This is a genomic window from Metabacillus hrfriensis (genome assembly GCF_030127205.1).
In the GTDB taxonomy this organism is placed as follows: domain Bacteria; phylum Bacillota; class Bacilli; order Bacillales; family Bacillaceae; genus Bacillus_P; species Bacillus_P dongyingensis.
The window spans coordinates 2,308,733-2,323,494 of sequence record NZ_CP126116.1 but is presented as its reverse complement, the minus strand read 5'-3'; the positions used below and the strand labels follow the sequence as shown (position 1 = coordinate 2,323,494).

The following is a 14,762-nucleotide window of genomic DNA, read 5'->3' as shown; positions in this document are numbered from 1 at the left end:
GAATCCTGCCCTTTAATGGATACCTTACAAATTCAAGATGAACTATCTAATTTCCTTTCTTACGCTAGAAGCTGGCCATTCTTTTGTGGAGTATGAACAAAAAGAAAAACCGGGTAAATTAATACAGGAGTTTACTCAAACTTTATTCCAAGCGATCAATCTTCTTTATAAAGTATCAGACTTTATTCAAAATCCACATTTAGAATTTTGATAAAATGTCTATTATGAATACACTTAAAATGTACAAAAACAAATCCCTTTGTTATGCAGTTTTTATTGTGAATTTTAAATTGTTTATTAAATAGTAGAAGATTTTTTTGTATTGGGGGTCCTACCAACAAAACGCGGAAAACATACGCTAAGCAAATTTCGACTTAGAAAAAGCCGATTTTCCCTACGCTAAGGACTAAAACAAGTTCGCCATGCTCGAACCTGTTACGATCATCTAGCCGGTGAACTTGGTGTGAAGGTTACTGAGGTACTATTATATTTCCGGTTGGTTAGGATCTGCGATAGCTACTTGTTATTTTGACAAAGGATGGATTACAAAAGCAGTATTCGACGACAATAAAAACAGTCGCAGAGTACCGGCGTTCATGCCGTGCCCTACGACCTTTTTGGCGCGTATCGGGTCGAGAAACTTAGTTCATTGGGCTTCCTCGTCGGCCGAGGGACCGTAGATGCCCGGCACCGGAATATCGAGAAGCCGCAAATATACTCCCAGCTGCGCCCGGTGGTGGACCATGTGGCTTAATCCGAAGGTGCGGAGCGCGATCGCCCGCGGCTCGCTGAGGATGATATGGTTGCCGTGGCGCAGCGTCCATTCCTCGCCGAGCGTTTTCTCGTCGCATTCGGCGAGCAGCTTTTCAAACTTGCCGACGTTCGCGTCGAACTCCTCCAGAACGTCAGCGCGTTTTTCCAAAGGCTCCCGCCGCAACGGCACGGTCGAAAGATCGAACTCAGGGTACTGAAAAATCGCGATTTGCCAGTTCAGCAGGTTGATCAGGTGCGTGGCCAGCCCGCCGAGCGTCATCGATTTCTCGTGCGGCTTCCACAACATATGCTCCTCGGGCAAGCGTTCCAGAATGCGGCGCGTAGTGGCCAGTTCATGCGTTGCATCGCCGACGATCAGTTGTTTGACCATAAATTACTCTCCTTCCATTTTTTCATCTCATAACATTTCTCGGTATTGTCGAATTTATTTATAGTCGTAACAAAAGCAGATAGGTAGTCCGCCCGAAAATCCGAAAAGGCAGAGGAAATCACCCTTATTGTTCTGTTTTGAAGTCCGATCGACAGCTGCCGGCTGCTTTTTTCGTTCGTATTTTAATTTCATACAATAGAAGGCTCATAGGGTTAACCTTGATGCTTCTATTTTTATAGACTGAGGACTCTATAAGCCGTAACCCTTTGGTTCTTCAGCCTTTGTTATGCTGATTCTGCACGTATTCTTCGTATTCAATCTTGAATTCACGCGCCTGCTTGAAGTCAACGGAACGGAAAGAGAGGGCCTCAACGACATCCTCCTTGTGCGTTTCGAGTAAAGCGATGATTTCAGGCTGACGGGGAACCCGAAACTGCGTGTGATCATGAAACACAATAGTGACTAAGGTACCTAAAGGCTCTTCATTCATAGAAAAAATGGTGCTCCACATCCAACGTTGTCTGTCTTCCATGTTGCCCCACTCTCTTGAAATGCCGAAATCGCCTGGCAATCTAGGTTCCGCACGCAATCCTGCCTTATTAAGCTCTTTATGAACAGATAAAAACAGCAGATGCAAATACGTCCCGTACGCCCTATCGCCTGCCTCATTATATGCTTGCATCAACTTATCCCGGTTATTCTCGAAGAGGCTTTGCCAGTTTTCCGCGATATGGTCCTCAATGTACTGAGCGATCGTGGCAATGCTACTTTCTTTCCTTTCCTGAAGAAACTCTTTTAACGGTTTGGTCTCATTCATTGTTAATCCCCTCCCAAATGTTCTTCATTCAGTGACAACAGCATCTTTCGAATCCATTTTAACAAATAATACCAACTTTGTAATTATTTTTTATGAATGTACAATTGGTTTAAATGGAATAAAGAAAGACTATTTGTTCCTTCTGATAGCTTTCTATATAATGAAGCTCTAGACACATTTGTAATTTCACAAATTTGATTAACCGTCATATTTCCTTCTTTATAGGGATACCGTCAGGAAAATGCGGATATACAACGATAAGGAAATTCCAATACTAAAAAACTCAGCTTCTCCGTAAATTAATAGGAGAAATTTACTTCATTAAAGAGCCCGTTTGCGGAACAACTTTATCTACGTGATTACATATTTCACTGGCGGTATGTCAAAATCCATCAATTATTGGCCCGATAACTATTAATTACCCTTAATTTATTTGATTTGCTGCGCCAACTCTAAAATAATTTCCTCTGGCCCACGACAGTAGCATAACTTATATCTTTCTTCATAGTTTTGTATCTCACTAAAGATTTCCATACCTTTCTTTTTCAATTTGGCAACAACGGCTTCAATATCTTCAACAGCAAATGCAATATGCCGGATACCCAGGGTATTTGCAAAAGGTTGCTGAATATCTTTTTCATCTGACGGCGTATAAAAATTGATTAGCTCTATCCATGCCTGACCGTCTGGCGTCCCCAATCCTACACATGCTACTTTAACGTCATTAAGCCCAACTACCTGATCCATCAACTCTCCTTCCATTTCCCATTCCCCTTGCACCTCAAGGCCAAAACCGAGAAAAAACTCTTTAGCGGCAGAGAGATCATTTACTGATCTATTCTATGGATCTTCAAATCTCATATCCCCTATGTTCCTGTTATTTTGCAATATCCTGTATTCCTGATAAGTTTGTTTGTATTTCTAATTTGCTAAAAACAGAAAATATCCTTCTTCAACAAACTGGTCCGATTGCTGAACAAGAAAAGCAAATTTCTATTTTTACTATACCGTTAGTCGTTCGACTAATTTCACTGATATTTCTTCCTGAGAAATATTTTTATTATTGATTGCCCGAAGAAATAATTTTCTTCCCATCTCCACTAAAGGTATTTCAATTGTAGTGATATTCATTATTTTAGCTATAGGCTGATTATCAAATCCTATAATTGCCAGTTCATGCGGTATTGAAATTCGTTTTTCCTTACTGCATGTAACAATTCCTGCAGCTACTTGGTCATTAGAAACCAATAAAGCAGAGGGAGGATTATTCATATTTATTAATCTTTGAACAATCTCCTCCCCGTTTTCGAAATCATAACAATCAGAGAAAATATATTCTGATTCAAAAGGTTCGTTGATTTTATTCAGAAAATCCCTGTAGGCTAATATTCTTTGTTCACCGTTGAATCCCGTTCTTCTCCCTACACATATGCCAACCTTTCTATGACCTTTAAAATGCAAATACTCTAACGCTTTGGAGAAACTTTTATAATGATCCATAAAGATTGAAGATACTTTTTTATCTCTTGTATCTTCACAAAAGATTATCGGACCATAGTCTAAATAAGCATCTATAGTGTCCCATTGACAAATTCTAGAACAAATGATTAAAGCATCTATTTGCTTTTGTTTTAACATATCTAACGCTTCAATTTCCCTAAATTCCTCATAATTAGTTTGGAAAAGAACAAGCTTATAGTTATTATTCAATGCTTCATTCGCTATTCCCTCGACTATCAAAGCAAAAAATGGATGATTTGAAAATGGAATAGCAATACCTATAAGGAAGGTTTTCCCTTTACTCAAATGGACAGCATTTATATTTTTTTCATATTTGCTTACCTCAATGGCACGCAAAACGGCTTCCCTTTTTTCAAAGCTTACATATGGATGATTATTTATCACACGGGATACGGTTGTAACTGAGACTCCGGCCATCTTTGCTATATCCTTAATGTTTGCCATATTTTACTTTCTCCTCTCAAAATTTATGCCTTGCTCTGAAACGGTTTCCATAATTTAAGCTGTTGTTAAAAAGAAAAATGAGGAGGAAACTTGTATGGTCTTTTTGTTAGGCATACTGTGCTTAATTTTCTTGTGTACTTCTATTATAATATTAGCATCTTTTCCTATTTCACTATGTGAAAAAAAGACATTTGAAGAAAAGAAAAATGATCCTTTTGGCTATTTATTCGATATTTATGAGTAATAAATGCCTAAAGGTGTTAGTGTATATCACAACTATTAATGGAGTATTTACCAAAAAGCATGTAGCCAAATAAATTTGAAGTTAATAACCAAATTTGCATTCACAAAAAAACTAAATAGGGGAAAGAGGAATAAAAATGAGCAATAAACAAGTAACTCTTCATGCATTTGAAACAGAAAATATAAAGGAATTACATCGCTGGTTGAACGACTCTGTTTCCATTTCAATGGTAGGAAGAACACCATTGACTTTTGAACAAACTGTAAATCATGTGGAGAAAAAACGACAAAACGGAGACCTTTTGTTAGCTATTAAAAATGAAGAAAAACGGCTCATCGGATGGATTTTTCTTCGAAATATAGAACTTGAACATGGTAGAGCAAGTATCGGTATCTTGTTAGCCCCTGAAGCTCGTGGCCAAGGTTATGGAAAACCTGCTATGGAGCAAATGATTGACATTGGTTTCAAGCAACTGCGTCTAAATAAAATTTATTTAACAACAAGGGGAGTTAACGAACAAGCAATTAGTTTGTATAAAAAGATTGGATTTATTGTAGAAGGACAGTTAAGGAAGCATGCTTTTTTTGAGGGAAACTTCTATGATACGTATTTTATGGGAGTATTAGCTTCAGAATGGGGTGGCAAAATTAATCAAGAGGGGTATCGTCAGGAAAATGCGGATTTACAACATTAAGGAAATTCCCATATTAAAAAGCCCAATTTCTCAATTTCTCAGCATTAAAATTGAGAAATTGGTTTTTTTTCAATACTCTACAAACGCGCCCGATTGCTGAATATCGATTTTACTCAGAATATAGTAAAAAGACTTCCGTTAAAGCCCCCGATTATTAAATAATGGTCGTCAAGTAAGCTAATAAATATATCGGTGAGTCTCATATTCTCCATATTTAATTTCAGTCATATATTCCTCTCCACCATTTTTATCACTTAGGACAGAGCTTATTTCTTCACAGATGATGTTGTAATGGGCTTTTATTCAGAAATCCTACATTTCGTTGGATGGTCTATTATTGGTGATAAGTCGCCATCTAACACCCTATCATTTATAGGCAATCACGTTTTGCTGCAATCGCCCCCGATTGTTGAAGATCATTTATTTTGTCTTATCGAAGAATAGCGCCCTTTAATTGAATTTTACATATTCCTAAAAAGATATATCCCAAATCCAAGGGTATCTCTGCCCCATTTCAGATATGTACTTCTCCAAGTCCGGATCTTTTGTAACATTGCATCGCAATCTGGATCATCAGGATGTTCGTAGCAATAATTCTCAATGGACATAGCATAAAGCCACTCGTATTCATCCCATTCATCGTCGTTAGTAGTGTAAGACCAGAGTGGAATTAGGCCTAGTTTTTCGCCAACCTTCACATTCTCGAAGTGGCTTAGTAATTCGGATTCTTCCGCTCCTCCGAGCGCCTCCAAATATTCGTTACTTGGCTGCTGCTTCCAGTAGCCTTCACCGATGAGCACATATCCACCCTTTTTTACACACTTCCTCAGCGTATCCAACGTTTCATGTAATCCGCCTAATGCGTGAGTTGAACCAATACAAATCGCTACATCAAACTGCTCATTTATTGTGTTAATTGCTACTTTAGCATCTTCTGTAATGATTTCAATATTATTTAAAACCCCTCTATTTTTAGCATTTATTTGAAGTTGTTCTGTGAAATCACCATATTTCTCGATAGCAATACATTTAGATTTGTACCTTTCAATAATCCGAAGAAGAATTTCACCTTTCCCAGCACCTATATCAATTACTTTGTCATTATCTTTTAAAGCAAGTAACTCAATAACTTTGTCTATTTTTGATGGATTAATCGGATTATAAAAAGTATGGCTTTGATGGGCTATTGCTGAATATCTGTTTCTATCCATAATACCTCCAGAGACTTATTTTATTTCCCTCTATCATATTGTAAAAGTAAGGGAAAGGGGAAGCTTATTCGATTATCTGGCCCGATTGTTGAACAAAAAGTTGAATCCACTCTTCAATTAAACTCCCCGATTGCTTAATACCAATTATTTAAAAATCAGATGATTAACTCAATCTTTTTTCCATTAAACAGGACGCTTACCTTTACAGATAAGCGCCATTTCATGGAAGATTAATCATGAATATTCCATGCTAAACAGATATTCAAGAAAAACCCTCGATTGTGAAATATCATTTAAGTTGTCTTATTGAAGAAAAACACCCGTAGCCATCCATGCAGCAGAAATATTGTCGCTGCACCAGAGAGAATGAAAATATGTTGAACTTGTCCATACTGGTTTTTAATCCAGTCAACCCAATCCATAGTTTAATGATTTTGCGGCGGAATTATAGAAGTTTATTTTCATGGTAGCTGAATAAGAATTAAATTTAAAAGTCGCTATTTTCAATCAAGATTTGATTGTGAATATGGTGTTCCATATGCCCAAGATAATCTTGTATAAGCCACTCCAGTGTTTTATGTTGATTATTTCCTATGTCACAAAGGTTGGATAGCTTTTCGTTAGGAACATTCTTAACAATATTAACAATTTGCTTATTTAACGTCTGAAAAAGGTTTACTATTTCATCAAGTGTTCTATCTTGATAATTCTGAACCGTTACCCATTGGTCTTGATTATACGATTGAATAACATAAACTTGTTCTTCATATTGAATTTTTATAAACCTCTCAATATTATTTATCGCAGAGTCACATAGATGTCCTAAAATTTCTTTTTTTGACCAATTATTTGGTAATGGCCGATTTGAAATTTCTTCTTCAGACATAGAGTTGTACTCTTCTGGTAATGTTTTTATCCAATGACTTATTCCCTCAGCTACCTTTTGCATTTTTCTACTCCTCCTAAATTTCTTATAAATCCACTATTCGGCTTCCTCCCTTAAAATCCCTTTTTTAAACAATCCTGCGACGTTAGCATAATAAGAAAAAAGAGCTGCGGATTCATTCAGTGATCTACCACTCTTGCACCCGCACCTTCTCTCCATTTTAAATAAACTTAGAAGCAGCTAAAGAAGCAAGCTTATTTTAATTTAATCGATAACTCCTCCCTTTTTGGAGAGGTATTTTATTTATTAATTCTTTAAAGTGTCAATTGTGTTAATTTCCTTTAATAACTTTTCCCAATCTTACATCTTTTGTTTTGTCCTTGAATAATGTGTTAAAAAGGATTTAAGGGGCGGTTATTAATGGATATCCCTGTTAATGGTTTCTTGTATCATTCAGATGATTCAGACCCAATGCATTCCCATAAACTCTTTATAACATCATGGGATGGAATGCCAGTTCATACCCACGAATTTAAAGGCATTACATCTTTTGATGACGGACACAGTCATCAATATGCTGGAACTACTGAACCTGCACCAAGTGGAATCCAACATACACACAGATATTTTACTTTTACATCTATTGATAACAGACATAGACATCAAATACGCGGTATAACTGGACCAGCAATTCCTGTTCAGAATGGTGGTCATTATCATGAATTTAGTGGGGTAACCACTGTCGATGGAATTACACCACATAGACACAGATATAGCGGAAGAACAAGTCTATAACATAAATTTCTTAACTCACCGATAAGGTGAGTTTTTATTATTCAGGGAATCAATTACTCTTCTGCACACTAAAAAAGCTGAGCTATTAAACATCGAAATATATTAATCATTTTCCTTACAAATAGGACATTCTTAAAAAACTAAATTTCATCGCTATTCAGTAAAAAAGCGAGCCTCCAAAATTGAAGAATGCCCCTCTTTATAGAAGATGGATAAAACTCCTCTTGCTGCACTTTGAGAAGAGTTAACTTAAAAGTGTTATAGGCAATTAAAGGAGTTGAAGATTATCTCTCGCACTCCTTTATTATTTTCGATTTATATGTTTCATTTTCAACTAATCCGCACCTTTACTTTAATAAGTAATAACTTTATTCCTTATTAAAGTAAAGCACGCTTTAGCTTAAGAAGAAGGTCTTACATTAATTTTGATACTAAATCATAGTATGGAAATGGGGGATCCAATTTTCTATAAAAAGGAGATGTTTTTTTGCAGCCTTACTATTTTTATCGGGTTAACAACTGGGGACATATTTTAAATTTGTTACACAAAAGTTTATATGCTGAAGAAATGGTATGTGCTATGAGCTCTGAACTTTTCCATATACCAAAAACCAAAAATTTAAAAGGGAATCGCGAGATGCATAATCATCTAGTGCCTGCTTCCTATCATCGCGTTACAGCAGTAGGTTCATCTCAGAGACTAGTAAATGGTGAGCAACAGCAATCCATTGTAGAAACACTGGTGGCTTGTATAAAAAATGCAGAAAACCAGGATAAAAAGGTAAGTGAAGGATTAATAACTATGGAGGAAAATGCAAGTCCTGAGTTCAAAACGTTTATTAAAGTGATTATCAAGTGGCAAGAACAAGCAGAATCCTATTTAAAACAAGCAAAAGAATCTTTGCGAACTATGGGAGTTTCGGTTCCTGCTGAAAGTGATCAGCAGAATGGAGATGACAATTTTTATTAAAATATTATCAGGTTGGTTCTAGCAACCAACCTCTTTTTGTATGGAAGAATCGCTTTTTTTATTGAGCTTACGCTGCAGGTTAGTTTAATAAAAAATTTCTGTCAGAGAAAAACAAGGGATTACCTTAAAATTTCGGTCAGAGCACTTTCGAGCATTGTGAGAAATAAAAAGCATGTGACGGACGATCAAATTGTAAGAGTTTGTAAATTATTTGATGTCGATACAGATGATTTGAAGGAGTAATTCTTCAATAAATGTCACTAAAAAATATGAGGTGAGAATGAAGGACAAAAAAAGCCAACATCATTTGTTGACTCGTTTTCACTTTCATTCACAGGTTCATGTCTTCTTCCCCCAACATTGCCACTGGACGAAAAACCTCGTAGTGTATATGTTCTTTCGGAACTTCCCATTCATTTAAGGCTTTAATTATCGCTTCCATAAACGGAATTGAACCGCAGAAATAAAAATCAGCTTCTTTTGTAGGAAGTAAGGATTGCAGGAAGTTCAAGTCAATATGACCTTCTTTATCATAATTTTTTGCTTTTTTATCCTCTACAGTTGGTGAATTATAACAAACATATGACTTTAAGTAATCAAAGTTGTTTTCTAATTCCTTCACATGTTCTCTAAATGCATGTGTTTTGCTGTTACTTGTAGCATGAATGAACGTAACTTGACGTGATAGTTTTTCTTCTGCGATTGTATTTAACATGCTTAATAAAGGAGTAATTCCAATTCCTCCACTAATCAGCACAATTGGTACATTATCTTTGCGGATAACAAAATCACCAGCAGGTGCGGAAAATTGCAGTGTATCACCAGATTGAATCTGATCATGCAGATAGTTTGAAACAATTCCATCTGGAGAATTTCCATGCTCATCTTCACGCTTAACGCTGATGCGATAGTAATCTTTACCAGGTGCCTCAGATAGGCTGTAATGACGAATATGCGTGTATTGCTCTCCAGGGATTTCTGCCCTGATCGTAAGATATTGACCAGCTTTATACGAAGATATTGCTTCTCCATCTTTGGACTTTAAATAAAATGATGTGACCTCATCACTTTCCTTTACTTTTTTATCTACATAAAAAGTCCGATATCCTTCCCAACCTCCTGGTTGTTGTTCTGATTCTTCATAAAATTTTTTCTCCAGACTAATAAAAGCGTCTGATATATATCCATATGCTTTACCCCACGCTTCAATAATTTCATCTGTTGCATTATCACCAAGAACATCTTTTACTGCTTGAAGTAACGTTTCACCTACAACTGGATATTGTTCAGGTTTTATTCCAATGGCACGGTGTTTTTGAGAAATCCTTTCAATTACTGGTTTAATAGCATCCAGATTTGTAATGTATTCTCCAGCTGCATAAACGGCATATCCTAATGCTTCCTGCTGAAGACCTCTTTTTTGATTCGTTTGGTTGAAGATGTTAAGTAGGTCTGGAGCTTTTTCAAATAATAGCTTGTAAAATCTTTTTCCTATTTCTTTACTATGCTCTTTTAAAACAGGGGCGGTTGATTGTACAATATTAATGGTTTTATCATCAAGCATATTAATGCACCCTTCTATGTTTAATTTTCTCGGATTTTACTAACATGCCCAAACGATTTTACCAATAAACAACAATTCTGCCGATTTTACCTCACAACAGAACAAGTTAAAGCTTGCCTTCACTGCCTTTTAACTTCGGCTAAAGGTATATAAAATCATTATTTTCGTTAAAAACGCACTTTTAATATTACCAGCTGGTGAACCTTCTTCAAAAGAGAGTAAAATTCCAAATTGCTTCTTTCTTAATCCGTAGATTAAGATATTTTTATACTGATAGTCAATGACTTTAAGCCAGTTCCTATTTATACAGTCCTGATCTATCTATTTTGTTTTACTTTGGCATGTCATTCACTTCATAAGCAACCCGTATTCCGGATTCAATTGCGCCTTGCATCCAACCGTGGATAAGAGTAGTATGTTCACCGGCAAAGTGCACTCTTCCTTCAGGTATAGCAATATAAGGATATAGATCGGTTTCCTGACCCGTTTCAAAAGCCGTGAAAGCACCAGAAGAATATGGATTATCTATCCAGCTAAAGGAAGTTCCTGATACAAACTCAGAATAGACTTGGTCTCCGTATATTTCAGCTAAGTTCTTTAAAGCATAGCGAATGCGATCTTCGTTTGATAGCCCGTTCCAAGTTAAAGCCTCGTCCGCCCATGTATAGCTTGCCAAAACCACAGCAGGTCCTTTTGTACCAATCCCTTGACTTGGGTAATAAGTGAATCGAATCGGCAGGTCTGTTATGGATTTACCGCCATATTGATCATGCCTTTCCCAAAACCTGCTTTTAAACTCGATACCGATTTTTATTGCGCCAATATAGTTCAGTTCCCGAATCGCTCTCCGTTTGTAATAGGAAAAAGAATGGTATGGTTCAATTTCCACAAATCGCAACACTGAAAAGGGAATGGTTATGATGGCAAGATCACCCGTTATGGTGGAGTGCTCTAAGGTGTCCTGATGGGTGGAATGGATAGTTACTCTGTTGTTATGTTGGACAATTTTCGTCATCCTTTGAGAGAATGCAATGTCTTCTTTTAATTGCGGAAGAAATGCCCTTGGCAGCAGATCCATGCCGCCGGTTATCTCATAGAAACGATTTGCGCTAAAGGACATTTCTTCTCGCAAAGCTTCAACAAATGACATTCCCATAAATGCTTCTAAGTCAAGAAGTACACCGATCATATCAATTGCTCCAGCTGAAAAAGTCGTTCCATATTGATAATGGTAAGATTTTAAGAAAGAACCCAGCGAATAGTCTTCAAATTCTTTTTCTACGAGTTGCCAATTTCTAGTTGGGTTTTGGTTAATGAAATCGATAATTGGCTGTATAGCTAATTTCCACAGATCCTCTGCACTTTTACCACGTTCATTCGGAGCAATGGGAAAGTTTAAAATACTTGGATTACGTTCAAATATAGTAAGACGTGTTTTGATTCCATTTACATAAAGAATATCCAATGGAGTTCGGTTAATAAAAGGGTTTACGGTTAGCCCGAATTTATTAATATACTCTAATGTCAAAAAATGACTATGAGGAATACGCATTGCGCCTGCGTTAAAATAAAGCCCATCGCTAAAGGGGGATCGTATGGTAAAGACACGTCCGCCAACCCTATTGCTGGCTTCAAGAATTGCAACGTTGTGCCCTGCCTCCTTCAATAGAGATGCCGCAACCAGTCCTGCTAGTCCTGCGCCGACAATAGTAATTTGTTTGGGAACTTGCGACTTTTTAAGACCATTTCTAATAATGTTAATCATTTGTTGCGTCGATAATTGATAATTTATGTTTTTAGGCATCTCTTCATCCCCAGTGAAATAGATTTATTCCATTGTATTCACCGGAATAGATGCCTATGAATTCTTACTATTTATGTATAAACCCTAACAAGGAACAGCTTCTTCGAATTACTCATGAGTATAATTGGGCTAATCATGGTATTCAAAGCTCCTTGGATGGCAACCTGGTTTACGACTGATGCAGAAGCGATTCGAGTGGTTGCCATTACTTTGCGAATCGATGCTTTTATCCCAACTTGCCTTGGCGATTGGACTCGTTTTAGCAGGCGCCCTGCAGGCGGCTGGTGATACTAAGGGCACGATGTATAGACGGCTGTTGGGATGTGGTTATAGGGTTGTAGGAATCTATATTTTAGGAATCTATTCTCATATGGGGATTGCAGAAATATGGATCGCCATTGCATTAGATATTCACAATACGTGCGATATTCCTAACTTGGAAATATAGAACCTTTTTTAGACGCTGAATAAGAAAGACATTGAAGAGCAGGGATATTTGGTATCAAAGTGAAAAAATTTTGAGCTGTAAATAAAATAATACCCCTCTCAGGTTAAGAGAAGGGCTTTTGGTTACTTCTAGATTATTTCATAATGCCATCAGGGATTAAGACATACACATGCCATAATGCTTTTGGAAAGCGGTGCAGATATTAAATTTGTTAGTGATAGACTAGGTCATAGTACTGTAACTATGACTGCAGACGTTTATCTCCACATTACAAAGAAATACGAGGAAGAAAACGTCAGTAAGTTTGAAAAGTATTTAAACACTAGGTGGGCAAAAAGTGGGCAAAGTCTTATTTCCTTCGTTAAAACCCTCTACATAATGCGCTTAAACATCTTTTCCATCTCATACGTCGAATAATGAATAATAATTGGTCTTCCGTGCGGACAAGTAAAAGGATCTGTTGATTTCCTCAGCGTTTCAAGCAAAGCAAACATTTCATCATTGCGAAGATGATGATTTGCTTTTATAGCTGCCTTGCAGCTCATCATAATCGCTGCTTCTTCACGAAGCTTTTTAATATCCGCCTGTTTATGGTCGAGCACTTCCTGAATAATTTCTTCAATTAATTCCCGTTCTTCTCCGCGTGGAAACCATTGAGGGTGAGAACGCACGATAAAACTATTTCCCCCAAAGGGCTCAAGGAAGATTCCGACTTCACCCAATGCCTGCATTTTCTCATTGATGATCAGGGCTTCATCTGCAGAATAGTGCATGGTAATCGGGACTAGGAGCTCTTGAACTTCCGTAGCAACTTGTCCTACTTTTTCTTTAAAGTATTCATAATTGATTCTCTCCTGAGCCGCGTGCTGATCGATAATGTATAATCCAGTCTCATTTTGAGCGAGGATATATGTTCCATGCATTTGGCCTATTGGATAAAGTACAGGCACTCTCGGTTCAGATTCTGTCGTTAACAGTTCTTCATGATAATCAGCTGGCTGTTCATCATAAACTTCAAATCCCTCCTCAATAACTGGAGAACTTTGTTCGATGATCTTTTCTTCTGGTTCTTGAGCTTCTGCTGCTTCAATCACTGGCTTTTCCATTACTTGCGGAAGAGATGCTGCTGATAGTGGTTTTTTCTCAGCATGACTGAACGAAAATGTTTGCTGTTCATCAAAGCTTTTTTCTTTCCGCTTTGGCAAGACGGCTTCAGGAATCAGCTTTTGCTGCGAAAATGCGTCTTTAATTCCTGCAGTAATCAGATCATTTAATTCAGCCTCTTTGCTTAGCCGGACTTCCATTTTGGCAGGGTGAACGTTTACGTCGACTAAAATAGGATCCATATTAATTTCCAGAAAGACAATTGGAAACCGGCCGATTGGAAGCAGGGTATGATAGCCTTGCTGAATGGCTTTTACAAGCGGATAGTTTTTAATAAATCTGCCATTTACGATCGTTGATATATAGTTTCTTGATGCTCTGGTGATTTCAGGAAGAGATATATAGCCTTTCACTTCAAAATCAAGAGACTGTAAGTTAATAGGAATCATTTTTTTTGCAATGCCCAGTCCATAAATGCCCGCTATGACTTGGCGCACATCACCGTTCCCGCTCGTATGCAGCATTGGCTTTCCGTTATGAGTCAGCTTGAAAGAAATAGTTGGATTGGACAATGCCAGGCGATTGACAACATCTGTAATGTTGCCAAGCTCGGTATGAACTGTTTTGACATATTTTAAACGGGCTGGTGTGTTGAAAAATAAATTCGTAACAGTAAGGTCGCTTCCTTTTCTGCTTGAAGCAGCTTCATGGATGTCTACCTTTCCTCCTGAAAGCACCATTCTCGTGCCTGCACCAGACCCTGTGCTTGTTTTTAATTCAACATGGGAAACAGACGCGATACTCGGCAGGGCCTCTCCCCGGAAACCAAGAGTCCGGATCCGGAAAAGGTCGTTTTCATCTTTGATTTTGCTTGTAGCATGCCTGTGAAAAGCGTTCAGACAATCTTCAGGCAGAATGCCGTCTCCATTGTCTATGATGCGGATTTTGCTTAAACCCGCTTCTTCTATATGAATTTCAATGACAGTGCTGCCGGCGTCTATACTATTTTCCGTTAACTCTTTTACAACAGAAGCCGGACGTTCGACAACTTCTCCTGCAGCTATCTTATTTGATAGTGAATCGTCAAGGCGAATAATTTTCCCCATGCTGTTCACC

14 protein-coding genes and 2 pseudogenes are annotated in these 14,762 nt (G+C 37.5%); 6 read left to right on the top strand and 10 right to left on the bottom strand.

Annotation, left to right across the window (positions count from 1 at the left end):
- Positions 1 to 406 precede the first annotated feature (406 nt).
- Positions 407 to 551: pseudogene (locus QLQ22_RS11540) on the top strand (transcriptional regulator); the annotation flags it as partial.
- A 95-nt stretch (positions 552 to 646) separates the two neighbouring features.
- On the opposite strand, the gene QLQ22_RS11535 reads toward QLQ22_RS11540, so the two are convergent.
- The 5 genes and pseudogenes from QLQ22_RS11535 to QLQ22_RS11515 all read right to left on the bottom strand — a co-directional run bounded on the left by QLQ22_RS11535 (position 647) and on the right by QLQ22_RS11515 (position 3,926).
- Positions 647 to 1,144, bottom strand: a complete 498-nt coding sequence (locus QLQ22_RS11535) for a DinB family protein (RefSeq protein WP_223442560.1) — start codon at positions 1,142 to 1,144, stop codon at positions 647 to 649.
- A gap of 274 nt (positions 1,145 to 1,418) precedes the next feature.
- Positions 1,419 to 1,961 (bottom strand): DUF6022 family protein, encoded by a 543-nt coding sequence (locus QLQ22_RS11530; RefSeq protein WP_252208638.1) that lies wholly within the window; start codon positions 1,959 to 1,961, stop codon positions 1,419 to 1,421.
- Positions 1,962 to 2,044: 83 nt separating this feature from the next.
- A pseudogene (locus tag QLQ22_RS11525) lies at positions 2,045 to 2,185 on the bottom strand (helix-turn-helix domain-containing protein); the annotation flags it as partial.
- A 205-nt stretch (positions 2,186 to 2,390) separates the two neighbouring features.
- Complete coding sequence (locus tag QLQ22_RS11520; RefSeq protein ID WP_223442554.1) at positions 2,391 to 2,741, bottom strand: VOC family protein; 351 nt, start codon at positions 2,739 to 2,741, stop codon at positions 2,391 to 2,393.
- A gap of 222 nt (positions 2,742 to 2,963) precedes the next feature.
- The gene (locus QLQ22_RS11515) at positions 2,964 to 3,926 is read right to left on the bottom strand and encodes a LacI family DNA-binding transcriptional regulator (RefSeq protein WP_223442550.1); all 963 of its coding nucleotides are present in this window, start codon (positions 3,924 to 3,926) and stop codon (positions 2,964 to 2,966) included.
- A gap of 380 nt (positions 3,927 to 4,306) precedes the next feature.
- Here QLQ22_RS11515 and QLQ22_RS11510 point away from each other — a divergent pair, with 380 nt between their 5' ends.
- Positions 4,307 to 4,864 (top strand): GNAT family N-acetyltransferase, encoded by a 558-nt coding sequence (locus tag QLQ22_RS11510; protein WP_223442547.1) that lies wholly within the window; start codon positions 4,307 to 4,309, stop codon positions 4,862 to 4,864.
- Positions 4,865 to 5,325: 461 nt separating this feature from the next.
- Here the strand turns inward: QLQ22_RS11510 and QLQ22_RS11505 are convergent, their stop codons facing one another.
- Positions 5,326 to 6,075, bottom strand: coding sequence for an SAM-dependent methyltransferase (locus tag QLQ22_RS11505; protein ID WP_223442544.1), 750 nt, complete (start codon positions 6,073 to 6,075; stop codon positions 5,326 to 5,328).
- A 487-nt stretch (positions 6,076 to 6,562) separates the two neighbouring features.
- Complete coding sequence (locus QLQ22_RS11500; protein ID WP_284016649.1) at positions 6,563 to 7,024, bottom strand: DinB family protein; 462 nt, start codon at positions 7,022 to 7,024, stop codon at positions 6,563 to 6,565.
- A gap of 357 nt (positions 7,025 to 7,381) precedes the next feature.
- On the opposite strand from QLQ22_RS11500, the gene QLQ22_RS11495 reads away from it, so the two are divergent.
- The gene (locus QLQ22_RS11495; RefSeq protein ID WP_223442537.1) at positions 7,382 to 7,756 is read left to right on the top strand and encodes a YmaF family protein; all 375 of its coding nucleotides are present in this window, start codon (positions 7,382 to 7,384) and stop codon (positions 7,754 to 7,756) included.
- 487 nt (positions 7,757 to 8,243) lie between these two features.
- A complete protein-coding gene (locus QLQ22_RS11490) occupies positions 8,244 to 8,726 on the top strand; it encodes a hypothetical protein (RefSeq protein WP_223442533.1) in 483 nt (160 codons plus the stop codon).
- Between the two features lie 331 nt (positions 8,727 to 9,057).
- Here the strand turns inward: QLQ22_RS11490 and hmpA are convergent, their stop codons facing one another.
- Positions 9,058 to 10,290 carry an NO-inducible flavohemoprotein gene (gene hmpA, locus QLQ22_RS11485; protein WP_284016648.1) on the bottom strand — a complete coding sequence of 411 codons (1,233 nt, stop codon included), beginning with the start codon at positions 10,288 to 10,290 and terminating at the stop codon, positions 9,058 to 9,060.
- 331 nt (positions 10,291 to 10,621) lie between these two features.
- Positions 10,622 to 12,094: a flavin monoamine oxidase family protein gene (locus QLQ22_RS11480; protein WP_284016647.1), complete on the bottom strand. Its 1,473-nt coding sequence runs from the start codon at positions 12,092 to 12,094 to the stop codon at positions 10,622 to 10,624.
- Between the two features lie 199 nt (positions 12,095 to 12,293).
- On the opposite strand from QLQ22_RS11480, the gene QLQ22_RS11475 reads away from it, so the two are divergent.
- Both QLQ22_RS11475 and QLQ22_RS11470 read left to right on the top strand, forming a co-directional pair.
- On the top strand, positions 12,294 to 12,542 hold the full coding sequence (locus QLQ22_RS11475; RefSeq protein ID WP_223442528.1) for a hypothetical protein: 249 nt from the start codon (positions 12,294 to 12,296) through the stop codon (positions 12,540 to 12,542).
- A 177-nt stretch (positions 12,543 to 12,719) separates the two neighbouring features.
- Positions 12,720 to 12,959 carry a hypothetical protein gene (locus tag QLQ22_RS11470; protein ID WP_423246245.1) on the top strand — a complete coding sequence of 80 codons (240 nt, stop codon included), beginning with the start codon at positions 12,720 to 12,722 and terminating at the stop codon, positions 12,957 to 12,959.
- On the opposite strand, the gene mutL is transcribed toward QLQ22_RS11470, so the two are convergent.
- On the bottom strand, positions 12,914 to 14,752 hold the full coding sequence (gene mutL / locus QLQ22_RS11465; RefSeq protein WP_284016646.1) for a DNA mismatch repair endonuclease MutL: 1,839 nt from the start codon (positions 14,750 to 14,752) through the stop codon (positions 12,914 to 12,916). The genes QLQ22_RS11470 and mutL overlap by 46 nt on opposite strands.
- Positions 14,753 to 14,762: the final 10 nt, after the last annotated feature.